We start from the raw sequence: 23,734 nt of genomic DNA, 5'->3' as shown, positions 1-23,734 counted from the left end.
CAGGGCCTGGGGAGATGCCCCAGGCCCTTCCTGTTTAATGGGAGGGTGCTGGAGCTTTCTCTGGAGAAGGCCTTTCCCGGCTTTCGCCTCGCCCTCGCCCTCTCCGTGGCCGAGGGGGAGACCCTGGCCCTCCTAGGACCTTCGGGAAGCGGAAAGAGCACCCTGCTCAGGCTCATCGCCGGGCTCCTCAGGCCCGACGGGGGTTTCCTGCGTTTCGGCGGGGAGGACCTCACCCCCCTCCCCCCGGAGAGGCGAAAGGTGGGCTTCCTCTTCCAGGACTACGCCCTCTTCCCCCACCTCACGGTGGCGGAGAACATCGCCTTCGGCCTGGTGGAGGCCCGCTGGCCCAAGAAGGCGCGGGAGGCCCGGGTGGAAGAACTCCTGGAGAGGATGGAACTCACCCCCCACGCCGGGAAGCGCCCAAGGGAGCTCTCGGGAGGGGAGCAGCAGCGGGTGGCCCTGGCCCGGGCCCTGGCCAGTAGGCCCAGGCTTCTCCTCCTGGACGAGCCTCTGGGGGCCCTGGACCTTCGGCTTCGGGAAGAACTCCTGCTTTTTCTCCGTAAGACCCTGAAGGAGGAGGGGGTGACCACCCTCCTGGTGACCCACGACCAGGGGGAGGCCTTCCTCCTCGCCCACCGCGTGGCCCTTCTTCGGGAGGGGAGGCTCGTCCAGGTGGGCCGGCCCGAGGAGGTCTACGCCCGCCCCCAAAACGCCTGGGCCGCCCGCTTTTTGGGGCACAAGAACCTCCTCTCCCCCGAGGAAAGCCAGGCCCTGGGCCTCCCCCCCAAGGCCCACCTCCTCCCCCCTAAGGCCCTGGCCTTGGGCGGGGCGCTGGTAGGGGTGGTGGAGGAGCGCCTCTTCTTCGGGCCCCGGGTGGGGCTTTGGGTGCGGGCGAGGGGGGTGCGGCTCTACCTCGAGGCCCCCGAAGGCCCCAAGGAGGGGGAAGGGGTAGGCCTTCACCTGGACCTCGCCCAGGCGGTAGCCTTGGAGGGATGAGGCTCGCCCTCCTCCTCGGGGGCCCCCTCTTGGTGACGGAGGGGCTGAAGGAAAGGCTTTGGGGCTTTCGCCTCTGGGCGGCGGACTCGGGGGCGCGGCACGCCCTGGCCCTGGGGCTTCCCCTGGAGCTCTGGCTAGGGGACATGGACTCGAGCCCCTCCTGGCTCCAGGAGGCCCTTCCCGTCCCCAAGGAGGTCCTGCCCCGGGAAAAGGACCTGACGGACGGGGAGGCCCTCCTCCGGAAGGCCCTGGAGGCCGGAGCGGAGGAGGTGCTCCTCCTCGGAGGCCTGGGGGGACGGCTGGACCACACCCTGGCCCACCTGGAGCTCGCCTTCCTCCTGGCGGAGAAGGGGAGTCGGGTGGAACTCACCGACGGCCTCACCTGGGCCCTCCCCCTCCTGCCTGGGACCCACGGCCTTCCCCTAAGGCCGGGAAGCCCCTTCAGCCTCCTCCCCTTCCCTGAGGCCACCCTGGGGGTGGAAGGGGCCCGGTGGAACCTCCCCCCCACCCCCCTCCGGGCCACCACCCGCACCCTGGAAAACCAGGCCCTGGGGCCCCTCAGGGTCCATGTGGAAAGGGGGCGGGCCCTCCTTTACCTCTTCCCTTGACAGGGGAAAAAAGGGGGGCTACACTAGCCTTTGGCGTTTGGGCCGCTAGCTCAACCGGTAGAGCAACCGACTCTTAATCGGTGGGTTACAGGTTCGAGTCCTGTGCGGCCCACCAAAGCCCCCCGGGGAAACCCGGGGGAAGCCCTTATGATGGGGCCCATGGAGCTGCCCAAACGGCCCCTGGACCTCCTCTCCCTGGACCTCCCCCAGGGCGAGCCCTGGGGTTACGCCCTGGCCCAGGCCCTCCTCAAGGCCCCCTGGGCCTGGCGGGCCCTGAGGCCCACCCCTGGGCTTCTGGACCTGGTGCGTCTGGACCTCGAGGCCCTCTTCACCGAGCTCCACCGCCTGCGGGAGGAGAAGCCCTTAGGAAGCCTGGGCACCCGCCCGCCCCACCCGGCGGAGGAAGGGGCCCTAGAGGCCCTCCTCGCCCGCGACCCGGAGGCCCTGGTGGCCGTCCTTCAGGCCCACGGCCCCTGGCCCTTTGCCCTCTACCGGGCCTTCCGCTTTGACGGGGAGCTCCACCCCCTCCCCCACCCCCGCCTTCCCCGGGAGGAGGAGCTCCTGGGCTACGAGACCCAGCGGGAGGCCCTGCGGGAGAACGCCCGGCGCTTTCTCTCCGGCAAGCCTGCCCTCCACACCCTCCTCTACGGGGCCCGGGGCACGGGGAAAAGCACCGCCGCCAAGGGCCTCCTCCACCTTCCGGAAGCCCGCATGGTGGAGGTGGAGCCCCAAGCCCTTCCCCGCCTGGAAGCCCTCCTGGAGAAGCTCTCCCTCCTTCCCCACCGCTTCTTCCTCTTCCTGGACGACCTCTCCCTAGACCCCGAGGACGAGGCCTTCCACCACCTCAAGGCCCTCCTGGAGGGGAGCCTCGAGGGGCCCCCGGAAAACGTCCTCCTCCTCGCCACCTCCAACCGCCGCCACCTGGTGCGCCGCCTGGGGGAAAACCCCCTCCCCGGGGAGGCCCCCCATGCCTGGGACGCCCTCCAGGAGGAGCTGGCCTTGGCGGAGCGCTTCGGCCTGGTGCTCACCTTCCCCCCCTTTGACAAGGCCCTCTACCTGAAGGCGGTGGCCCACCACCTGGGCCGGCCCCTCACGGAAGAGGAGGCGCAAAAGGCCCTTCGCTTCGCCCTAGAGAAGGGCTTCTCCGGCCGGGTGGCGAGGCAGTTCGCGAGGACGCTGCTCTAAGCCCCTCCCTGATGCCTGAGCGCCGCCTCCACGAAGCCCGCGAAGGGCGGGGAGGGGCGCATGGGACGGCTCTTGAACTCGGGGTGGCTCTGGAGGCCCAGGAAGAAGGGGTGGTCCTTAAGCTCAATGGCCTCCACCAGCCCCGCCCCCCGGCCCCGCATCCCCGGGGTGGTGGCGGAGACCACGAGGCCCGCCCGCTCCAGCCCGTCCACGTAGAGGGGGTTCACCTCGTAGCGGTGGCGGTGGCGCTCCAGGGCCTCTTCCCGGCCGTAGAGGCGGTGAAGAAGGGTGCCCTCCTTGATGCGCATGGGCCAGTCCCCCAGGCGCATGGTGCCCCCGAGGCCCTCCACCTCCAGCTGCTCGGGCATGAGGTCAATGACCGGGTGAGGGGTGTAGGGGTCAAACTCCGTGGAGTTGGCCCCCTTGAGCCCGGCCACGTTGCGGGCGAACTCAATGACGGCGATCTGCAGGCCCAAGCAGATGCCCAGGTAAGGGATCTTCCTCTCCCGAGCGTACTGGGCCGCCCGCACCTTGCCCTCGATCCCCCGCACGCCGAAGCCCCCGGGGACCAGGATCCCGGAAACATCGGCGAAGGCCTCGTCCAGGTCCGCCCCCTCCAGGGCCTCGGCGTCCACCCATTTCACCTCCACCCGGGCCCGGTTCTTGATGCCGGCGTGCTTGAGGGCCTCGAGGAGGGAAAGGTAGGCGTCCGGCATCTTCACGTACTTCCCGGCGATGGCGATGCGCACGGCGCGCTCCGGCCGCTTCAGGACCCGCACCGCCTCCTGCCAGAAGGCGAGGTTGGGGAAGACGGGCTCGAGCCCCAAGGCCCTCTCCACCGCCCGGCCCAGGCCCTGCTCCTCCAGGAGGAGGGGCACCTCGTAGAGGTGCTCCACGTTGGGGCTGGAAAAGACGTGCCCGGGGCGCACGTTGGTAAACAGGGCCACCTTCCTGCGCACCTCCTCGGGCACGGGCTTGGCGGAGCGGAGGACCACGATGTCGGGCTGGATGCCCACGCCCCTTAAGGTGGCCACGGAGTGCTGGGTGGGCTTGGTCTTGAACTCCTCGCTGGTCTCCAGGTAGGGGACCAGGGTCAGGTGCAGGTAGAGGGTATTCCCCTCCCCCTCGTCAAAGCGGAACTGGCGGATGGCCTCCAAAAAGGGCAGGCTCTCTATGTCCCCCACCGTGCCCCCCACCTCCACCACGGCGATCTCCGCCTTCTGCTCCTCGGCCACCTTGCGGATCCTCTCCTTGATCTCGTCGGTGATGTGGGGGATGACCTGGACGGTCTGGGAGAGGTACTCTCCCCGGCGCTCCTTCTGGATCACCGAGAGGTAGACCTGGCCGGTGGTGAGGTTGTTGCCCCGGGAGAGGTCCATGTCCAGGAAGCGCTCGTAGTGGCCGATGTCCAGATCGGTCTCGGCCCCGTCGGCGGTGACGAAGACCTCCCCGTGCTCGTAGGGGCGCATGGTGCCCGCATCCACGTTGACGTAAGGGTCAATCTTGATGGCCGTCACCCGGTAACCCCGGGCCCGGAGGAGCGCCCCCAAGGAAGAGGTGAGGATCCCCTTCCCCAGGCTGGAAACCACCCCCCCGGTGACGAAGATGTACTTTCTGGGCTTGGCTGGGTGCTGGGAAACCCCGCTCACGGGTCTTTAGCCTACCACATCTACCCATAGGCCCTAGGGATGTGGTAAAGTTACCTTTGGCGTTCTTGCGGGGTCCCCCGATCCCCCGTCAAGAGCGGAGCCTTTTCGCCCAAGCCATAAGGAGGGCCCTGGTGAAGACGTACGTGCCTAAAGAAGCGGAACCCCGCTGGGTTTTGATTGACGCCGAGGGCAAGACCCTGGGGCGGCTCGCCACCAGGATCGCCACCCTCCTTCGGGGCAAGCACCGCCCCGACTGGACCCCCAACATGGCCATGGGGGATTTCGTGGTGGTGGTGAACGCCGAGAAGATCCGCCTCACCGGCAAAAAGCTCAAGCAGAAGGTCTACACCCGCTACAGCGGCTACCCCGGGGGCCTTAAGGAGATCCCCGCGGAGAAGATGCTAGCCACCCACCCCGAGCGGGTGCTGGAGCACGCGGTGAAGGGCATGCTCCCCAAGGGGCCCTTGGGCCGGAGGCTCTTCAAGCGGCTCAAGGTCTACGCCGGGCCCACCCACCCCCACCAGGCCCAGAAGCCCGAGAAGCTGGAGGTCAAGTGATGGAGCAGTACTACGGCACCGGACGGCGGAAGGAGGCGGTGGCCCGGGTCTTCCTGAGGCCGGGAAGCGGTAAGGTCACCGTGAACGGCCAGGACTTCCAGGAGTACTTCCAGGGGCTGGTGCGGGCGGTGGCGGCCCTGGAGCCTCTTAGGGCGGTGGACGCCCTGGGCCGCTTTGACGCCTACATCACCGTGAGGGGGGGCGGGAAGAGCGGCCAGGTGGACGCCATCAAGCTGGGGGTGGCCCGGGCCCTTCTCCAGTACAACCCCGACTACCGGGCGAAGCTCAAGCCCTTGGGCTTCCTCACCCGGGACGCCCGCATGGTGGAGCGCAAGAAGTACGGCAAGCACAAGGCCCGCCGCGCCCCCCAGTACTCCAAGCGCTAGGCCTGGCCTTCCTCACCCCCCGGGGCCTCCCCGGGGGGGTTTGCCACCTCCGCCAAGGCCGCCCTGAGCTCCTCGGGGGAGAAGGGGTGGACCTCCCGGGGGCGGAGGTAGACCAGCCGGGCCTCGGCCTGGAGCCCCCAGGCCTGCCGCACCGCCTCCCGGTAGAGGGCGAGCTGCAAGCGGTAGGCCTCCGGGCGCACCTCCCGGTCGGTCTTGTAGTCCTCCAGGTACCAGGTCTCCCCCACCCGGTACAGGCGGTCCAGGACCCCGTACCAGACCGTTCCCCCCAGGGGCAGGACCAGGGGAAGCTCGGCGTGGTCCTCCTCCCGGGCCTCCAAGGGGGGAAGGGGGCCCCCCAGCATGGCCCGGTAGTGGCGGAGGAGCAGGCGGGCCTCCCGCAAAAGCGCCCCCCGCTCCTCCGGGGCGAAGGGGAAGGCCACCTCCTGGAGGAGGAGGGCGGCCATGGCCTCCTCGTCCTCGGGGTCCAGGTGGCGGGCGATGGCGTAGTGGACCAGGGTGCCCAGGGCCCGGGCGAACTCCGGGGCCCTTTCCCCCTCCAGGGCCTCAGGCAGGGGAAGGGGCTCCTCGGCCCTGCGGTGGGCGCTGGGGGAGTAGACCCGGGGGAAGGGGCGGGCGGGGAAGGCCAGGGCGGCGTAGGGGGCGGGCTCCGGAGGGAGGGGGGAAGAAGGGAGGGGGACGGGAAGGGGCGCCTCCCCCAGGGGATGCCGATGGACCCAGGGGTCCTCGGCGTCCGGCCCCAGGCCGAGGCGCCCGAAGGCCCTGGCCCAGGGCCCCGGGCGGCCCGAGGCGCTTCCCGTCACCAAAAGCACGTCCTTAGCCCGGGAAAGGGCCACGTAGAGGAGACGGAGGCTCTCTTCCTCCTCGGCCTGGGCCCAGGCCTTGCGCACCCGGGGGAAGGCCTCCGTCCCCCGGAGGGCCACCTGGCCCTCCGGGCCCACCGCCACGGGGTCCCGGAAGGGGGGGTCCTCCCGGGCCAGGTCAAAGACCGCCACCACGGGCCACTCCAGCCCCTTGGCAGCGTGCACCGTGAGGAGGCTTACCCCCTCCCCCCCTCGGGGAGCTCGCTGGCCTCGGGGTCCTGGGCCCGGACCCTTAGCCACTCCAGGAGGGCCTCGAGGTCGGGGAAGCGCTCCATGGCCGCCAGGAGGAGCAGGGCGTCCAGGTTGGCCCGGGCCCTGGGGGAAAGCCTCCTCAGGAAGCCCTCCTCCCGGGCCAGGGCCTTCAGGGCCTCCAGGGGCCTGGCCCCGGCCAGCCCCTTCAGCCAGGAAAGCCGCTCCCGCACGGCCTCGGGCAGGAGGGGAAGGGGGTCTTGCGCCCGCAGGGCCTCCTCCACCTGGGCCAGGTCCAGCCCCACCCAGGGCCCCCGCAGAAAGGCCAGGAGGGAGAGGCGCTCCTCCGGACCCAAGGGCCCCTCCAGAAGGGCCAGGCGCAGGGCGTGGTAGAGGTCCCGCACCTCGGGGCGGTTGAAGAAGCTCCGTCCCCGCCTAAGCCCGTAAGGCACCCCCCGGGCGCGCAGGGCGGCCTCCAGGTGGGGGAGGCTGGTGCGGCTTCGCACCAAGACGGCCATCTGGGAAAAGGCGAAGCCCTCCTTCTCCAGGGCGAGAAGGCGCTCCGCCAGAAGGGCGGCCTCCCGCCTGCGCTTCCCCTCCAAATCCCCCTCCCCCACCACCCAGTGGACCTCCACCCGCCCCTCCTCGAGGCGCTCGGGCGCCACCAAGACCCGCTCCTCCTCGGGGAAGAGGGCCACGAAGCGGTTGAGGAAGCGGGCCACCTCCCGGGCGTGGCGGAAGGTGCGGCCCAGGGGGCGGACCTCCTCTGCCCGCCCCATGGCCTCGCGGAAGACCTCCACCCGGGCGTTGCGGAAGAGGTAGATGGACTGCTTGGGGTCCCCCACGGCCACCACCTCCGCCCCCGCCCCCTCCAGGGCCTGGAAGAAGCGGCCCTGCAGGGGGTTCAGGTCCTGGTACTCGTCCACGAGGACGTGGGGGAAACGCTCCACCACCCGCCCCAGGGCCCCGGGGTGGTCCAGGAGGCGGAGGGCCCAGGCTTCCAGGTCCCCCGGACCCAGGGCTTCCCGGGTGCGGCGGCGGTACCTCTCCAGGACCTTCTGGAAAAGCCCCACCGCCTCCTCCGCCCCCGGGAGGGGGGTGAACCCCTCGGCCAGGGGGCGCTTCCGGTAGAGGGCGTGGAGGACCTCCAGCCAAGGGTCCGGGGCAAGGCCCAGGAGGTAGAGGAGGCTCCTCGCCTCCTCCAGGAAAAGGGCCTCGGCCACGAGCTCGTCCAAAAGGGCGAAGTCCGGGTCCAGGGAAAGCATGGGGGCCGCGTGGCGGAGGGCCTCCGCCAGGAAGCCGTGGATGGTGGTGAACACCGCCCCGTGCACCTCCCGCCCCGCCTCCTCGGCCCAAGGGGCCCCCGGGGCCTTCGCCAGAAGACGCTCCACCCCCTCCTTGGCCCGGGCCCTCAGCTCCTCCGCCGCCTTGCGGGTGAAGGTGACGGCGGCAATGCGCCGCAGGGGCACACCCCTTTCCAGCAGGGCCAAGAGTTCTTCCACCAAGGTGTGGGTTTTGCCCGTGCCCGCCGAGGCCACGTAAAGCCTCACAGCTCCTCCTTCCGGCAGACGTCCTTGTAGGGACAGGGATGGCAGTGGCTCCCGGGCCTGAGGGGGAAAGGGCCCTCTTGCCACAAGGCCAGGGCCTCCTCCAGCCTTGGCCTGATGGCCTCCAAGGGCCTAGGCCTCTCCCCCCGGCGGAAAGGGCGTTTGCGATAAGGAACGGGCTCCCCCAGCCAGGGCCAGGCCCAGAGGTAGACCTCCTCCACCCTTGGCTTGAAGCTGCCCTCCAGGAGTTCCTCCAGGGCCTTCCACTCGGTCCAGCGCTTCCGCGCGTCCCACTCGGGCTCGGCCCCGGCCGGGAGAAGGCGGTAGAGGTGCAAGGCCTTCCCCTCCCGCCGCACCCCGTCCAGGCGCAGGCGGTAGCCTGCCCGCTCCCAGACGACGAAGAACCGCATCCCCTCCAGGTGCGCCCGGTGCCGCTCAAGCCAGGGCCCCACCTCCGGGCGGTCCCGAAGCCCTTCCCCTTCCCGGGCCAGCAGGGACCAGTACCCATCCTCCTCCGCCTCCCGCAGGGGGAAACGCTCCATGTACGTCCGGAAAGGGCATTCCAAAAGGCGCCTCAGGGTTTCCACGGAAGGAGGCCCTCCCCCGCCCGAGGGCCAGGGGGGGCGGAAGGGGGTGTGGGGCAGGGCCTCGAGGCGGCTTCCCGGGGGCAGGGGGCTGGGCCTTCTCCCCGCCTCCACGGGGGGGTACAGGCCGGAGGGCCCGGCCTCCGGGTAGAGGAGGAAGACCTCCTCCCCCCGGGTGGCCATCTCCTCCAAGAAGAGGGGGTCCAGGCCCCTCAGGCGCCGGGGAAGCTTCTCCAAGAGCCCCCGCTCCCGGAGCTCCTCCAGGAGGAAGTAGTCCTCCCCCTCCCCCAGGGTGTACCGCCCCGCCACCCAGTCCAGCACGTAGGCCCTCCTGGCCCGCACCCCCGTGGCCCGCAAGGGGGGAAGGACGGGAACGCCCCTTCCCCCCTCCGGGGGCAGGGCCTCGTCCAGGAGGAGGCTCCGCCACCAGGAGAGGGGGTTTCCCCCGTCCACCCGGAGGGCCAGGCGGAGCCGGGAAAGGAAGGGCTCCTTGGCGGAAACCCCCACCCTTTCCAAGGCCTCCTCCGCCCAGGCCAAGGGGTCCGGCCCCGGGGTGCGCAGGGCCCGGAAGGCCTCCCACTCCGGCAGGAGGCCTTCCCTCTCGGCCAAGGCCTCGAGGGCCTCCTCCCCCGCCAACCCCAGGCGCAAGGCCCGCCGCCCCAGGGCGGCAAACCCCAGGGCCAGGAGGTCCCGCCCCGTGGGAAAGGGGCTCAGGAGGGCCAGGACCCTCTCCCCCTCCTCGGTCTCCGCCAGGGCCCGCTCCCGGCCGTCCTCCAGGGGGAGGCCGTACTCCTCCTTGAGGAGAAGGAGCCCCCCGATGCGCTCCTCCGGGGCCACCACCAGCACCTCCTCCGGGGCCAGGCCCTCCCCTCCCTGTTCCCGGGGGGCCAGGGCCCGCTTCAGGGCCCTAAGGAGGTGGCGGGCCTCCTCCACGGGGTTGGCCAGGCGCCACACCTCCTTGCGCACCGGCCTGGGGGGGAGGGTCTCCCAGGGGTCTAGGCCCTGGGGCAGGACCTCGAGGGTAAGGAGCACGGGCACCTCCCGGGCCAGGCGCCGGAGAAAGGCCAGGTCCAAAGGCCCCACCTCCCGGAAGCCGTCCACCACCACCAGGCGGGGCCTCGGGAAAAGGCGGAGGGGAACCTTCAGGGCCAGGCGGCGGAAGTCGTCGTAGTCCAGGCTTCCCCACTTCAGGCGCTCATACGCCAGGTAGACCCGCCTCAGCCTCCCCGCCTCCCCCTCCTTGGGCAGGGCGAAGGGGGAGAGGCCGAAACGCTTGAGCTCGGCGATGGCCCGGGCGAAAAGCCGGGCCTCCCCGGGGGCCACCCCGGGCCCGTATAGGGCCCGCAAGGCCTCGGCCACCAGGGCCACCCGCCCCGCCCCCGGCAGGAGGGGTCCAAGGCGCCCCGCCTCGGCCAGCACCCGGTAGTAAAGGGCCTGGAGGGAAAGGTACTCCAGGCCCAAAAAGGCCCCCTCTCTGCCGAAGCGCTCCAGAACGTAAAAGCGCTGGTGGGGCAGGCCCACCCACCACACCCGCCCCCGCTCCCGGAGGGCCTCCAGGGCGTGGACCAGGGCCAGCCGGGTCTTCCCCGAGGCCGGGGGACCCCATAGGGGATAGAGCCCGGGCTTCATATGAGGGGCATTGTACCCCGGGCGGGCCCCTCAAGGGGCCTGGGGTAGGGGCAGGGGATGGAGGTCCTCCCCCAGGCGCAACACCCCCACCACCCGCCCCCGGTGGAGGACGAAGCAACGGTACTCCCCCGAAAGCGCCACCACCCGCCGGGCCAGGGAGAGCTCCTTCAGGAAGGGAAGGGACCGCTTGGGAAGGCGCCTGCCCCGGGGAGGGCCCAGGTGGGGGTAGGGCCTCTCCCCCTCCAGGGCCAAGAGGAGAAGGGGGGTTTCCCGCCCCAGGAGGACCAGGGTGGCCCTCCCCTCCCGGTAGAGGGCCAGGACCTCGAGGCCCCGCACCACCTCACCGCAGCGGAGGAGCACGGCCTCCCCCGGAAAAGGCCTGGGCTCCTCCTCCCCCAGGGCCATCCCCAGGAGGACGAGGAGGAGCATAGGCCAGCGCATAGGCTTTTTGGAGCCCCCATCCCGGCTGCGCCGGGATGGGGTGGCGTCAGAAGCCCCGCTCCGCCGAGATCAGGGCCAAGGCCGCCTGGGCCAGCATCCAGGCCCGGCCGGGCTCCTTCTCCAGCCGGTTCTTGGCCTCGGCCACCAGGTCCTTGGCCAAGGGGTCCTGGCCCCGGTAGTAGGCGAGCTCCTTCTCCGCCCGCTGGGAAGCGGCCTGGGCCCGGGCCCGCAGGCGGGCCGAAGGGTCCACGCCCTTTTCGTGCCAGCCCCTGGGGCCAAAGCCGGGGTGGAAGCCCATGTGGGCCTGTGCCCGGGCCCGGACCTGGGGCTCCCCCCGGGCCGCCCGGTAGAGGAGAAGGGCCGCCTGGGCCTCCCGCAGGGCCTTGAAGTACTCCTTGGCCTCGTAGCTCTTCTCCGCCCGGGCCTTCACCGCCTTGGCCCACCCGAGGAGCTTTTCCTCCCCCGCGGCTCCCTGGGCCACGCTCTGCAGGCGCGCCAGGGCCGCCGCCGAGCGGGCCACTTCCCGGTAGTCCACCTGCTGGGCCAGGGAGAGGCCCACCACCAAAGCCAGCACGCCGACCACGGCCTGCTTCATGCCCATCACCTCCCGAGGTCCAGGCTAGCCCTCCTCCCCAAAGGGCGCACCGGGGGAAACCTTAAGGGAACCTAAAGGCAGGAAAAGCCCCACCGCCGCCCCCGGGCGGTTCTCCGCCCGGGCCTTTCCCCCGTGGGCCCGGGCCACGGCCGCCACCAGAGCCAGGCCCAGGCCCATCCCCCGTCCCCCGTGGACGAAGGGCTTGAAGACCCGGGGCAGGAGGTCCTGGGGAAAGCCGGGCCCCGCATCGGTAAGCCAGAGCCACACCCCCTCCCCCTCCCTCACCAGCCTTGCCCGCACGGGAGGGGCGCCGTGCAGCCTGGCGTTTTCCAGGATGTTCTCCACCGCCAGGGCCAGAAGCTCCGGGTCGGCCAAGGCCTCCCCTTCCCCTTCCACCTCCACCCCCCTCTCCTGCAAGAAGGCCCGCAGGTCCAGGGGCCTCGGGGAAAGGGGGGTGGCCTCGAAGGCGGGAGAGGCGCAAAAGGCCGGTAAGCCGCCGCTCCAGGCGCTCCGCCTCCCGCAGGGCCCCCTCCAGGGCCTTGGCCTCCGGCCTGCGCCTCAGGACCTCCAGGTAGCCCTTGAGGGCGGCGAGGGGGGTCCGGAGCTCGTGGGAGGCGTGGCGGGCGAAGCGCCGGGCCAGGGCCTCCTTCTCGGAGAGCTCGGCCAGAAGCCCCGCCACCCGGGAAAGAAGAGCGTTGAGGGCAGCCACCACCGGGCGGAGCTCGGCGAGGCCAGGGTCGGGGAGGGGGCTCAGGTCCTCCGGGGAGCGCTCCTTTAAAAGCCTCTCCAGGCGCCCCAAAGGCCGCAGGGCCAGGGAGAAGCCCCAGGCGGCGAGGAGGAAGACCAGGAGGAGAAGCCCCCCGCCCCAGGTGGCGTAAAGGAGGAAAAGCCTCCGTCCCAAGGCGGAAACCCCCTCCAAAGGCACCGCCACCCCGAAGGAAAACCCCCTGCCGGGCAGGGCCACGTAGAGGCTTCCCCGCCAGACCCCCTGGTAGGGCCGCCCCTCCTTCAGGGCCTGGAAGAGCTCCTGGGGCAGGGGCCAGGCCTCCACCTGGGTGAAGCGGGCCTCCTCCCCCTGGACCACGAACCCCACCCCTCCCCCGAAGAGCTGGACCAGGCGGAAGAGCTCCAGAAGGAGGGCCTCGCTTTCCGGGAAGCTTTCCTCTCTAAGGAGGTAAAGCCGGGTGAAGAGGGCCCGCTGAAGGTCCTCGCCCGCCGCCCGCTCGGCCTCCCGGACGGAAAGCCAGGCCAAGGGGAGGAGGAAGAGCCACAGGGAGAGGAGGAGTAGGGCGAGAAGCCTCCCCCTAAGGGAGGAAAAGGCGGTAGCCATAGCCGCGCACCGTCTGGATGGGGCTGGGCTCCCCCAGGGCCTTCCGGAGGGCGGAGAGGTGGACCTCCAGGGTGGCGGGCTCCACCACCTCCCCCCAGACCTTCCGCATCAGGGCCTCCTTGGGGATCACCTCCTCCGGGGTTTCCAGGAAGGCCTTGAGGAGGAGGAAGGCCTTGGGGGAAAGGGGAAGGCGCCTTTCCCCACGGTAGGCCTCCATGCGCCTCGGGTAGAGGCGGAGGTCCTTGTAGGCCAGGACCTCTCCCTCGCGGCGGGCCCGGCGGGCCAGGGCCTCGAGGCGGGCGAGGAGCTCCTGGAGGCTATAGGGCTTCACCAGGTAGTCGTCCGCCCCCTCCCTAAGGCCCTTCACCCGCCACTCCACCTGGTCCAGGGCGGTGAGGATGAGGACCGGCACCTCCGAGCGGGCGCGGATCTCCTTGAGGAGGGAAAACCCGTCCCCCTCGGGCAGGAGGATGTCCAGGATCACCGCCTCGGCCCAGGGAAGGAGGGCCAGGGCCGCCCCGGGGCCCGCCGCGGCCCGCACCTCGTGCCCCTCCAGGGAGAGGCCCAGCTCCAAGGCCTCCCGCACCCCTGGGTCGTCCTCCACCAGAAGAACCCTCATGCTGGATTCCGCCAAAGGGCCAGGGCCCGCACCGGGGCGTAGGCCTCCAGGGGGGCAAGGGCCTCCCCGGTCCCCAGGTCAATGCGGTGGACCCGGGGACTTCCCCGCCGGGCGGCGTAGAGGATGCCCCCGAAGGGAAGGAGCTCCACCAGGCTCATGCGGTCCTCCCCCTCCAGAAGGGGTAAGGCGTAGGACCCCAGGAGGGTTCCGGAAAGGTCCAGCTCCCGCACCTTGCCCGCCTCGGCGTCGTAGAGGTAAAGCCTCTCTCCCGCCGCCCCCACGCCCCCCAGGAGCCTGAGCTCCTCGCTTTCCCTGGAGCGGCGGAAGGCGTAGCGGGAAAGGTAGCGCCCGTCCAGGGAAAGGCGCTGCACCTGGCGGTTGCCGTAGTCCAGGACGAAGAGGAACTCCCCCGAGGCCACCAGGGCCTTGGGGTCTTGGAAGCTCCCCCGGCCCAGGCCCTGCCCGCCGAAGCGGGCCTGGTAGCGGCCCTGGAGGTCCAGGCGGGTGATGGTGGCCGTCTCCCCGTCCAGAACGAAAAGGGCCCCATGGGCCACGGCCAGGCCCAGGGGGAAGAGGAACTCCCCGGGCTTCATCCCGTAAGGACCGGTGGAAAGGAGCAGGGCCCCCTCGGGGGAAAAGCGGTGGAGCATCTTGGCCCCGTGCTCAAAGACGGAGACCCAGATCCCTCCCTCGGGGTCGGCGGCCACCGCCAGCGGAGGGGCGGGGAAGTGGCCGGGGGCCGAGCCGATGCCGGAAAGGAGGCGGGCCGGGGTGCCCTCCAGGTCCAAGAGGCGCACCGTGCCCTTCTTGGCCTCCACTCCCAGGAGGAGGTAGTGGGGGTGGGGCAGGCCCCGCTCCTCGCCCCAGGGGCCTTCCAGGACCCGGATGACCTCCTCGAGGCCCGGCCGCTTGGCCGGGTCCTTCTCCAGCATCTTCAGCACCAGGTCGGAGAGGGCCTGGGGAATCTCCGGCCGGAGCTGCTTGGGAGGGGTGGGCATCTGGAAGATCTGCTGGTGGATCACGGTCTCGTACCCCCCGGTGAAGGGGGGTTGGCCGGTGAGGGCCTCGTAGAGGACGATGCCCAAGGAGTAGATGTCCGAGCGGTGGTCCAGCTTCTGCCCCTTGGCCTGCTCTGGGCTCATGTACACGGGGGTGCCGATGCGGGCCCCGGTGATGGTGAGGCGGGTGAGGACCTTCCCGGCGGCGATGCCGAAGTCCATGAGGCGCACCCCCCGGGGGTCCACCCCGTCCTCCCGGAGGGCCCCCTTGAGGACCATGATGTTCCCCGGCTTGATGTCCCGGTGGACGATACCCTGGGCGTGGATGTGGGAGAGGGCGTCCGCCACCCGGGCGAGGATGGCGGCGGCCTGCCTGAGGTTGAGGCGCTTTTCCTCAATGAGCTTGTCCAGGCCCTCCCCTTCCAGGAACTCCATGGCGATGAAGTGGACCCCCTCCACCTGGCCGTGGTCGTAGACCTTGACGATGTTGGGGTGGTCCATCTTGGCCAGCACCTCCGCCTCGCGGTGGAAACGGCGCACGAAGCGGGGGTCGCCCACGAAGCGCTCTTGGGGCACCTTTAGGGCCACCAGGCGGCCCGTCTTCTTGTCCCTGGCCTTGTAGACGGTGGCCATCCCCCCGATCCCCACCTTCTCCAGGACCTCGTAGCGCTGGGCCAGGGCCTGCTCCTCCTCCGTGGTCTTGGTGCGGGTGGGGTTTTTCTCCCGGGCAGGCCTCCGCCTGGGAAACCTCCGCCTCGGCCCCAGGTACACCCGGGGGGCCGCCAGGGCCCCCACTGCCAGGAGAAGCCAGGGGAGGGCCGCCTCGGGCCTCACCCCTAGGGCCACCCCCGCCCCGGAAAGGAGGGCGAGGAGGAAGGCCAAGGGCCAGGGAGAGAGGCGCACGGCCAGGGCCGCGGTGAGAAGGACCAGGAGGAAGGCCAAAAGCAGGGGCATCACTCCACCCTCAGGGCCACGGCGGTGACGTTGTCGTCCCCGCCCCGGCGCAAAGCCTCGGAGAGGAGGGCCTCGAGGCCCGCCTGCAGGTCCTTGTCCAGCCGCCACTCCTCCTCGGGCACCAGGCCGTAGAGGCCGTCGGTCACCAGGAGGACCCCCTCCCCGGGCATGAGGCGCACCGAGAGGAGGTCAAAGCGGGCCTCGGGCAGGCCCAGGGCCCGGGTGAGGACGTTGCGGTAGGGGTGGCGCTCCGCCTCGGTGGGGGTCAGCACCCCCTCCTTGAGGCGCTCCGCCACCCAGGAGTGGTCCTCGGTGAGGCGGCGAAGCCCCCCCTTGCCCAGGAGGTAGGCCCGGGAGTCCCCGATGTGCCCCACCACCCCCTCCTTCAGCCAGTCGGCGTAGAGGAAGGCGGTGAGGGTGGTGCCCATCCCCCGCCGGCCCGGCTTTTCCGCCTCCTTCTCCACCCGTCTTTGCGCCAGGGCGAAGGCCTTTTCCATCACCCGGGGAAGCCCCACGGCCGGGCGGCCCCCCTTGAGGTGCTCGGCGTAGGCCCGCACCGCCTCGGAGAGGGCCTCTATGGCCACCTTGCTCGCCCACTCCCCCGCCTCCATCCCCCCCATGCCGTCGGCCACCGCCAGGAGGAAGAGGTTGCCCTGGGGAACCTCGAGGCGGAGGACCCGGTGGAAGTCCTCGTTGTTCCGGCGGCGCCCCACGTGGGAAACGGCGGCCACCTGGAACCGGGGAGCAAGGCGCATCGGCCCCATTGTATAGGATGAAAGGGTGGAGCGCCTGGCCGATCTGGTGGACCTCTACGAGTACCGGGTGGAGGACCTCCTCCAAGGCCGCACCCCCAAGGGAGGCAAGCGGGCCCTGCTGGAGCTGCGTTCCCTCCTCGCCCAAAGCCGGCTCCCCGCTCCCTTGGCCAAGCGCTTCCGCCAGGCGGACGCCCGCTTCCGGGCCCTGAGGGGCCAGAGGCCCCTCGAGGCCCCCCCGGACCTCCCTCCCCTCCTCCTGGAGGAAGCCGCCCCTCCGGAACCCGAGGAAAGGCCCCTGGACCTTAAGAACCTGGCCCTCAAGGTCTGGCGCCTCCACGCCCTCCGGGAGGCCCAGGCCAAGGCCAAGGAGTTCCTTTCGGGAAGACGGGAGGAGCTCAGGCTCATCCACGCCTTCTTGCAAAACTACCAGGCCTATCGGGAGACCGAGGGCTTCCGGCGAGACTTCAACCTTTCCCGCTTCACCCCGGGCCACCCCATCCCCTCCCTTTCCGATACCCTCCTGGACCTGGAGGACCCCAAGGTGGCCAAGGCCCTCCTCGTGGAGTACCTGGAAACCGCCCTCCACCTGCCCAAGGACCTCCCCCTGCCCCCGGAGGAGACCCGCACCTACCTGCGCCGCTTCCTCAACCGCCTTTTGGAATGGGACGGGGCCTACGGCCTCCCTCCCAGGCGGGACCTCCTGGCCCTGCGGCGGGCCCTGGAGGAGGCCAAAGGGCTTGGCGCCAGCCCCCAGGAGATCGCCCGCCTGGAGGAGCGCCTCAAGAGGGAGGCCCAGGAGGAGAGGCGGCGGGAGCTCCTCCTGGAGGAGGAGAGGCGCCGCTTCCGGGTGGCCATGGAGAAGGTGCTCGCCCTCCTCAACCTCCTCCCCACCCCCCAGGGGGAAACCCCCTGGCCCGAGGTGCCCCCCCCGGGGGAGGTCCGGGAAAACCTGGCCACCCTGCCCCTAAGGCCCGGACGGGTCCAGCTCGGGCCCCTTTCCCTCACCCTGAGCCAGGCGGAAGGCGTGTGGCACCTGGGCCTGGCCGGGGAGGACCACCCCCTGGAGGAAACCCTGGTCCTCCCCTGGGAGGACCTGGAGGTCTGGGCGGTGCGGGAGGGTCCCCTCCTTCACCTCCGCCTCGAGGCCCGGAGCGCCCCCCGGCTCTACGAGCTCCTTTCGGAGGGCAGGGTGCTGGCCCGCCTCCTCTCCCCGGAGAAGGACTACGCCCACCTCCGCCTCCTCCGGGCCCTCTCCGCCAGGCTCAAGGGGGAGTTTCAGCCCGAGGCCTTCGGCCCCGCCCTGGCGGAAAAGTACCGCCAGGCCCCGGAAGAGGCCCTCCTGGACTTCGCCCGCAAGGGCCTGGAGCTCACCTTAAGGCGCCTGGGGCCCGCCGACCCCCTTCCCTTCCTTCTGGAGGTGGGCCGGGCCCTGAACCTGGAGGGGGAGGCCCGGGCCCTGGCCGAGGCCCTCCGGGAGTACCTGGGCCGCCGCCCCCCCACCCGGGAGACCCTGGGGGCCGAGGTCCACCTCCTCTCCCTCTCCCCTGAGCCCCAGGCCCTCAAGGTGGGCCACAGCGTCCTTTCCCTCCGCCTCAGGGAGGACGTGGCCTACGTGGGCCAGGCGGGGGAGGTGCCCCGGCGCCTCAAGGACCTCCTCCTCTACCGCCTGCCCGAGGGAACCGTGGTGCTGGCCCGGGAGGGGCGCAGGGTGGCCTACCTGGTGATGGAAAACCCTTGACGTTGGAAACCTTTTGGGTAAAATCCCCCACAAGGGGGATTTTATGAAGGTCCTAAGACACCAAGCCTTCGCTCGGCTTATCCTTTCCTACCTGGTGTCCCAGGCGGGGAGCAAGGTCCACCGGGTGGCCCTTTTGGTGTTGGTCTACCTCCTCACGGAGAAGGCCCTTTGGGTCTCCTTGGTCCTGGGGGTGCAACTTCTGGGCACCGTGGTCTTCTCCCCCCTCCTCTCCGCCTGGGCCGACACCCAGGACCGCAAGCGGCTTCTCGTCTGGTCCGACCTCCTTAGGGCCCCCCTGGTGGCCCTCATCCCCCTCCTCGGGGCCAAGAGCCTGCCCGCGCTCCTCCTCCTGGTCTTCCTCATAGAGCTTCTTCGGGACCTCCACGACCCCATCCAGAACGCCGTGGTCCCCGACCTGGTGCCCGAGGAAGAGGTGGACGAGGCCAACAGCCTCATCCTCCTGGCCGACCGCCTCTCGGAAGTGCTCTTCGTGGGGGCGGCGGGGATCCTGGTGGCGGCGGTGGGCCCCGCCTTCGCCTTCTACCTGGACGCCCTCACCTACCTGGCCTCGGGCCTCCTCCTCCAGGGCCTCCCCTCCTTAAGGCCCCAAAGGCTCCCCAAGGCGGGGTACCTGGAGCGGGTGAAGGAGGGCCTGGGCCACCTCCTCCACCACCCCACCATCCGGCGTGCGGTGGGCACCCTCTTCGCCGCCGCGGCCTTCGGCTCGGTGGAGACGGCCTTGGGCGTGGTCCTGGCCCTCAAGTGGCTCGGGGTGGGGTCGGCGGGGTTCGGTTTCATGGAGGCGGCCATGGCCCTGGGGGCCATCCTGGGGGGAGTGAGCCTCCCCCACCTCCTGAGGCGGATTCCCAGGGAGCGCCTCTTCCTCCTCGCCCTCCTCCTCTTCGGGGTTTTTGAGGCCTCGGTGGGGCTTTTTCCGGTGTTCGCCTGGACGCTGGCCGCCTTCTTCGTAAGCGGCTTCCTCAACATGGCCTTCATCGTGCCCGCCCGCTCCATCCTCCAGCTCAACACCCCCCAGGAGATGCGGGGGCGGATCTTCGCCGCCTTCAGCGCCGTGATGAACGCCGCCGTTCTCATCGGCACCATGCTGGGCGGGGCCCTGGAAGGGGTCCTCGGGGCCCCCAGGGTCTTCCTCCTGGCGGGGGCCATGGTGGCCCTGGCCGCAGGCTACACCCTCCTCACCGGGGGCCTCCCCGCCCCCAAGGCCAGGGAAGCCTAAGCGCCCACGCCTTGGTTCTGCCACGCGAAGGCCCGGGAAAGCCCTTTTGGGGCCCCCGCTCTGGCGAAAGCCAGAGCGGGGTACTTAGAGGCTGTCGTAAAACCCCTCCACGGAAGCTACGCGGCCCTGGCCAGCCGCTTCACCAACAAGCGTAGCATGCCCAAGTACACCCAGGCCTCGCTCACCCCAGGGTTAGCTTCGTAGTCCTTGGACAACCGCCGGTCCCGCCCAAGCCAGGCAAAGGTCTGCTCCACCACCCACCGCTTGGGCAAGGGCTTGAACCCCCTCTCCCGCGGAAGCTCCGGCGCCTCTTCCCCCTCCCGCACCCAGACCCCTCGCACCCCCGCGTGGGGACGGGCCACCACCTCAAGCTCCAGCCCCAGGGAAGAAGCCAGCCCCCGAAGGCCCCGGTACCCCCAGTCCACAAAGACCTTCCGCACCCGGGGCCAGAGGGAGAGGTCCATCCCCAGGAGCAGGGCCTCCCCACCCCGCTTATCGTGCTCGTTGGCCGGGTGCACGAAGGCCTTCAGCAACCGGCCCCCCGTGTCCGTCAGGATCTGCCGTTTTCTCCCCTTGACCTTCAAGATACGGGCTTCGCCCGTGACTTTCGCCCCGTCGTTCCCTCGGGGCCCCCTTTTTCCGTGGTCTGCAAGGTACGAGCTTCGCTCGTGACTACAGACTGACTGGCAAGGTAGCCCTCACGGGCTGACCCATGACCAAGGCACTGGGGGAGGCCTCTCTCCCCTCTCGTTCCCGGTCCTGGCGGGCCAGAGCCTGGACGGCTTTCTCCCATACGCCCTCCTTCTGCCACTTGCGGAAGTAGTGGTAGACCGTGGACCAGTGGGGCAAATCATGAGGCATAGCCCGCCACTTGATGCCGTTCTCCAGGACGTAAAGGATGGCGTTGACTATTTCCCTCCTCGGCACCTTGGCGGGGCGACCGCCGGCTTTGGGGGCCGGGATCAAGGGCTCCAGGATGCTCCATTCCTCATCCCTCAGGTCGCTGGGGTAGGCTCTGCGAAGAACCACCCCTCAAGTGTGGCACCCTTTTACGACAGCCTCTTACTCCGTGCTCACCCCCTGCTCCACCTGCTGGCTCACGGGTTCCACCATACGGAAGTGCCGCGCAGGGTCCTCCAGGAGTGCCTCCAGCCTCCTCGCCTTCTCCTCCCGCTTGGCCTCCCGAAGAAGGGCGATGTAGGCCGAAAGAAGTTCCCGCACGTCCTCCACCCCCCGGGCGTCCAGGGGCTTCACCGCCACCTTGGCCCCCTTGGCCAGGCGGCGCTTCATGGCCTCCTCGGTGAGGCCCATCTCCGGCCAGTGGCGCAGGTAGACCCGGCCCCCCGTCATCCCCGAGCAGATCCAAGGTCCGGGATCCCCCAGGACCAGGGCCCGGCCCCGGGTCATGTACTCAAAGGCGAAGCCCTTGGCCTGGGCCCGGGCGGCCAGGTTGCCCAGGTCGTCCCTCAAGGGGCGCTCGGGCTCCCCACCCAGCACCACGTCCGCCCCGGAGAGGCGGATGCAGAAGCGGCTGTCGGCCATGCCCTCCACCGCCAGGAATCCTCCGATGGCCCCGTAGGCGAAGCTCTTGCCCACGGAGCCGTCCATGTAGGCCCCATAGGGGTTCCGCCCCTTGAGGACGGCCACGGTCCCGCCGAAGGCACCCTTGGCCACCCCGTCCTGGGCCCCGCCCTCCACCACCACCTTAACCCCCTCCACGTTGAAGGCGGCGAGGCCGTTCCCGGCCACGCTCCCCGCATCCAGGTGGAGCTCCACCTGGGCGTCAAAGCCCTTGCCGTAGAGGCGCCTCCTAGCGATCTCCCCGGAGAGGTGGGCCCCCAGGGCCCGGTCGGTGGAGTCCACCGGCCCTTCCTGGAAAAGGAGGCGCTTGCTCCCCTCCTGGTAGGCCGCCATCACCACCTCGGTGATGGTGCGGGTGAGCTGGTTCAGGGGCTTCCGCAGCACGTGGGCCGAGGTGTCCTTGAGCCACTCGGGCTCCTCCACCGGCTGGAAGAAGTAGCCGAGGTCCAGCTCCTCCAGGTGGTCCCGCTGGTAGAGAAGGTCCACCCGGCCCCGAACCTCCCTAAGGGAGCGGGCCCCCAAGGCGGCCACCAGTTCCCGCAGGGCCTCCCCCTTGGCCTCAAAGAAACGGGTGAGCTGCTCCACCGCCCGCTCCGTGTCCTGGGGAACAAAGCGCTTGAGGCCGTGGGCCAGGGCCTCCTCCACCGTCTCTATCTGGGTGGTGATGCCCACGTGGCAGGTGTCCAGCTGGCACCCTCGGCAGATGGTACAACCGATGGCCACCATGGCCATGGTGGCCATGCCCACCCGGTCCGCGCCCAAAAGGACCATGCGCAAAACGTCGTAGGCCGTCTTCAGGCCGCCGTCGGCCCAGATCTCCACCCGGTCGCGAAGCCCGGCCCGCACCAGGGCCCGGTGGGCCCGGCGCACCCCGATCTCCACGGGAAGGCCGGCGTACTTCAGGGCGTGGAGCCTGGCCGCCCCCGTGCCCCCTTCAAACCCCGAGAGGGTGATGACGTCGGCCCCCGCCTTGGCGATGCCCACGGCGATGGTGCCGATGCCGGGAATCACCGGCACCTTTACCGAGACCAAGGCCCTGGGGTTCACGGTTTTCAGCTCCTCAATGAGCTGGGCCAGGTCCTCAATGGAGTAGAGGTCGTGGTTGTTGGAGGGGCTGATGAGGTCCACCCCGGGGACGGCGTTCCTGGCGGCCGCCACCTTGGCCGAGACTTTCTTGCCCGGCAGGTGCCCCCCTTCCCCGGGCTTGGCCCCCTGGCCGATCTTGATCTCTATGACGCTGGCGGAGTTCAGCATGTAGGCGTGGACCCCGAAGCGGCCTGAGGCCACCTGCTGCCCCCGCCAAGGGGTGTACTTCCCCAGCATGTCAGGGATCTCCCCGCCTTCTCCGTTGACGCAGAGCATGTTGAGGCGCTTGGCCGCCTCCACGTAGGCCCTAAAGGCGGCCTCCCCCTGGGAGCCGAAGCTCATGGCGCTGATGACGAAGGGCAGGGAGTGGGCCCCCACGGAAAGGTCCACCTCCTCCGGGGCCACCTCGCTCCTTTCGGGGAAGCGTACCTCCAGAAGTTGCCGGGCGGCCACGGGGTTTTCCCGCTCGAGGGCGCGGACCTTCTCCTGGAAGTGGGCGTAGGGGGCCTGGCCCGTGGCCACCTCCTGGGCGGCCTTGTAGATGCGGGGGTTGAAGCGGAAGTCTTTGGCCGGGAGGACTTTCTCCGCCCGGAGGAAACCCTCGCGCTCCAAGAGGGTCCGCTCTAGCTCCAGGAAGCCGTACCCGGCGTTTTCCGAGCCCAGGAAGTTCCGGGTGCCGAAGTACTCGGCGAGCTCGGGCTTCAAGCCGATGGCGCTAAAGATCCTTCCGTAGCCCCGGAGCTCGTGGATGCCCATGGTGGAGATGACCTTCTCCAGGCCCTTGCGGAGGGCCTCGAGGACACCCGCCACCCCCTTCCTCCCCTCCAGGGCCCGGGCCTTCTCCTCCATGAGCCAGGGGGCCACGGCCTCGGCGCCGAGGCCCAGGAGGAAGGCCACGTCGTGGAGGTTCCTCACGCCCCCCGAGTGGACCAGGAGGGAGGTCCTGCGCCTCAGGGCCACCCCCTCGGCATCCCGCTTGAGGAGAGCCCGGTTCACCGCCGCCACGGCGAGCCCGATGTCAATCCAAACGCCTCCCTGGAAGGCCTCCCGGTCGGAGAGGATGAGGACCTCGGCCCCCTCCTCCACGGCCCGCACCGCCTCCTCCTCCAGGCGCTTGAGACCGGCCAAAAGCCCCTCCTCCACGGCGAACTGGGGCACCAGGGTAGCGGTCTTGAACCGGGCCCGGACCTCGGAGAGGGTCAGGGTGCCGAAGCTTTCCGCCAGGCCCCGGTCCCCTTCCAAGACGATGGGCAGAAGGAGCTCCTCCACCCTTCCCCCACCCCGGCCGTCGGGCAAGGGGCGGCGGCCCAAGAGGATGCGGGTGGAGAAGTGCTCAATTTCCCGCTCCCGGTCAATGGCGGGGTTGGTCACCACCGCCACCGTTTCCTTGAAGAACTCGGCCAGGTTGGGTTTCTCCGGATTAAGGGCAGCCAGGGGGCCATCGTAGCCCAAAGAGCCGATGGGCTCGTTCCCGGTCTTGGCCAGGGCCTCGAGGTAGGCCTGGTCCCAGCGGTCCCAGCCAAAGGCCCGTTCCAGCCCCAAGGGCGGCGGGGCGGGCTTCTCCTCCACCTCCACCCCGCTCCCCCCGCTCAAGGGGGGCGGCCCCTGCCTTAGGGGACCCCCCAGGTGCACCCGGTAACCCTCCACCGGGGTGCGGGCGGAGAGCCGCTCCAGCACCAGGCGCTGGTGCCGGTCAAAGGGCAGGACCTTGGGGCCTTCCGGGGTAAGGCGCAGGTAGACCTTCTCTCCCGGGGCCAGCGGCTTGGGGTCGGAGACGAACTCCTCGGCGCTGAACACCCCCCTTTCCGAGGAAAACACCAGCTCGTAAGGGGTTTCAAACTGCCAGAGGGGCCGCAGGCCCATGGCATCCGTGGCGAAGACCGCCTCGTCCCGGTGGCGGCTCACAATGGCCGCGGGTCCCTGGGCCAGGGGCCCGAAGCGCTGGCGCAGGGCCATGTAGAGGTCCTGCAACTCCGGGGCGAGCCCCTTGACCTCCCCCAGGATGGGGGGAAAGACCAGGTCCATGGCCTCGGGGAGGGAGAGGCCGAAGCGGTAGATGAGCCCTTCCAGCATGCGGTTTAGGTCCTGGGAGTCCGAGCCCCCGGTGCGGGGGATGCCCAGGTAGTCCATCTCGCGCCTCAGCCTCTCAATGGTGTTGATCTCCCCGTTGTGGCCGAGGAGACCGAAGG

The 23,734-nt window shown here is 70.3% G+C and carries 17 protein-coding genes, 1 tRNA gene and 2 pseudogenes (1 of these 20 cut by a window edge); 8 read left to right on the top strand and 12 right to left on the bottom strand.

Going from position 1 to position 23,734, the window contains the following annotated elements; all coding sequences use genetic code 11:
- The first annotated feature begins 45 nt into the window (after positions 1-45).
- From ACZ5RK_RS04790 to ACZ5RK_RS04775, 4 genes are all read left to right on the top strand, one after another.
- On the top strand, positions 46-996 hold the full coding sequence (locus ACZ5RK_RS04790) for an ABC transporter ATP-binding protein (protein WP_464909873.1): 951 nt from the start codon (positions 46-48) through the stop codon (positions 994-996).
- Entirely contained in the window at positions 993-1,604 is a 612-nt protein-coding gene (locus ACZ5RK_RS04785) for a thiamine diphosphokinase (protein WP_464909872.1), read from the top strand. The genes ACZ5RK_RS04790 and ACZ5RK_RS04785 overlap by 4 nt, the downstream gene beginning before the upstream one ends.
- Before the next feature lie 39 nt (positions 1,605-1,643).
- Positions 1,644-1,719 (top strand) — tRNA-Lys (locus tag ACZ5RK_RS04780).
- A 44-nt stretch (positions 1,720-1,763) separates the two neighbouring features.
- Complete coding sequence (locus ACZ5RK_RS04775) at positions 1,764-2,789, top strand: DUF815 domain-containing protein (protein ID WP_464909871.1); 1,026 nt, start codon at positions 1,764-1,766, stop codon at positions 2,787-2,789.
- Here the strand turns inward: ACZ5RK_RS04775 and ACZ5RK_RS04770 are convergent.
- On the bottom strand, positions 2,786-4,438 hold the full coding sequence (locus tag ACZ5RK_RS04770) for a CTP synthase (protein ID WP_464909870.1): 1,653 nt from the start codon (positions 4,436-4,438) through the stop codon (positions 2,786-2,788). The genes ACZ5RK_RS04775 and ACZ5RK_RS04770 overlap by 4 nt on opposite strands.
- Before the next feature lie 131 nt (positions 4,439-4,569).
- On the opposite strand from ACZ5RK_RS04770, the gene rplM reads away from it, so the two are divergent.
- Complete coding sequence (rplM, locus tag ACZ5RK_RS04765; RefSeq protein WP_464909869.1) at positions 4,570-4,995, top strand: 50S ribosomal protein L13; 426 nt, start codon at positions 4,570-4,572, stop codon at positions 4,993-4,995.
- Complete coding sequence (gene rpsI, locus ACZ5RK_RS04760; RefSeq protein WP_464909868.1) at positions 4,995-5,381, top strand: 30S ribosomal protein S9; 387 nt, start codon at positions 4,995-4,997, stop codon at positions 5,379-5,381. Before rplM ends, rpsI begins: the two co-directional genes overlap by 1 nt.
- Here the strand turns inward: rpsI and ACZ5RK_RS04755 are convergent.
- The 8 genes and pseudogenes from ACZ5RK_RS04755 to ACZ5RK_RS04720 form a co-directional block, all read right to left on the bottom strand.
- A pseudogene (locus ACZ5RK_RS04755) lies at positions 5,378-8,001 on the bottom strand (UvrD-helicase domain-containing protein). The gene rpsI and the pseudogene ACZ5RK_RS04755 overlap by 4 nt on opposite strands.
- Positions 7,998-10,211, bottom strand: coding sequence for a PD-(D/E)XK nuclease family protein (locus ACZ5RK_RS04750; protein ID WP_464909867.1), 2,214 nt, complete (start codon positions 10,209-10,211; stop codon positions 7,998-8,000). Before ACZ5RK_RS04750 ends, ACZ5RK_RS04755 begins: the two are co-directional and overlap by 4 nt.
- 30 nt (positions 10,212-10,241) lie before the next feature.
- Positions 10,242-10,652 (bottom strand): hypothetical protein, encoded by a 411-nt coding sequence (locus ACZ5RK_RS04745; protein WP_464909866.1) that lies wholly within the window; start codon positions 10,650-10,652, stop codon positions 10,242-10,244.
- 46 nt (positions 10,653-10,698) lie between these two features.
- On the bottom strand, positions 10,699-11,247 hold the full coding sequence (locus ACZ5RK_RS04740; protein ID WP_464909865.1) for a hypothetical protein: 549 nt from the start codon (positions 11,245-11,247) through the stop codon (positions 10,699-10,701).
- A 24-nt stretch (positions 11,248-11,271) separates the two neighbouring features.
- Positions 11,272-12,577 (bottom strand): annotated as a pseudogene (locus ACZ5RK_RS04735) (sensor histidine kinase).
- A complete protein-coding gene (locus ACZ5RK_RS04730; RefSeq protein WP_054647082.1) occupies positions 12,552-13,196 on the bottom strand; it encodes a response regulator in 645 nt (214 codons plus the stop codon). Before ACZ5RK_RS04730 ends, ACZ5RK_RS04735 begins: the two are co-directional and overlap by 26 nt.
- Positions 13,193-15,148 carry a protein kinase domain-containing protein gene (locus tag ACZ5RK_RS04725; protein WP_464909864.1) on the bottom strand — a complete coding sequence of 652 codons (1,956 nt, stop codon included), beginning with the start codon at positions 15,146-15,148 and terminating at the stop codon, positions 13,193-13,195. Before ACZ5RK_RS04725 ends, ACZ5RK_RS04730 begins: the two co-directional genes overlap by 4 nt.
- Positions 15,148-15,903 (bottom strand): PP2C family protein-serine/threonine phosphatase, encoded by a 756-nt coding sequence (locus tag ACZ5RK_RS04720; RefSeq protein WP_464909863.1) that lies wholly within the window; start codon positions 15,901-15,903, stop codon positions 15,148-15,150. The genes ACZ5RK_RS04725 and ACZ5RK_RS04720 overlap by 1 nt, the downstream gene beginning before the upstream one ends.
- A gap of 25 nt (positions 15,904-15,928) precedes the next feature.
- Here ACZ5RK_RS04720 and ACZ5RK_RS04715 point away from each other — a divergent pair, with 25 nt between their 5' ends.
- Positions 15,929-17,641, top strand: a complete 1,713-nt coding sequence (locus ACZ5RK_RS04715) for a hypothetical protein (RefSeq protein WP_464909862.1) — start codon at positions 15,929-15,931, stop codon at positions 17,639-17,641.
- 43 nt (positions 17,642-17,684) lie between these two features.
- Entirely contained in the window at positions 17,685-18,878 is a 1,194-nt protein-coding gene (locus tag ACZ5RK_RS04710) for an MFS transporter (protein ID WP_464909861.1), read from the top strand.
- 116 nt (positions 18,879-18,994) lie between these two features.
- Here the strand turns inward: ACZ5RK_RS04710 and ACZ5RK_RS04705 are convergent, their stop codons facing one another.
- The 3 genes from ACZ5RK_RS04705 to ACZ5RK_RS04695 all read right to left on the bottom strand — a co-directional run.
- Positions 18,995-19,462, bottom strand: coding sequence for a transposase (locus tag ACZ5RK_RS04705; RefSeq protein ID WP_464909860.1), 468 nt, complete (start codon positions 19,460-19,462; stop codon positions 18,995-18,997).
- Between the two features lie 88 nt (positions 19,463-19,550).
- Positions 19,551-19,907: an IS5 family transposase gene (locus ACZ5RK_RS04700; RefSeq protein ID WP_464909859.1), complete on the bottom strand. Its 357-nt coding sequence runs from the start codon at positions 19,905-19,907 to the stop codon at positions 19,551-19,553.
- 33 nt (positions 19,908-19,940) lie between these two features.
- A protein-coding gene (locus ACZ5RK_RS04695; protein ID WP_464909858.1) for a glutamate synthase-related protein crosses the window boundary here: on the bottom strand, positions 19,941-23,734 show its 3' portion. 685 nt of this gene lie beyond the right edge of the window; 3,794 of the gene's 4,479 nt are visible here — the last part of the coding sequence; the start codon falls outside the window, past its right edge — the gene reads right to left on this strand; it ends in the stop codon at positions 19,941-19,943.

This window comes from Thermus kawarayensis JCM 12314 (assembly GCF_055393575.1).
The sequence above is the reverse complement of the archived record's forward strand: the minus strand, read 5'-3'. Positions and strand labels throughout refer to the sequence as shown.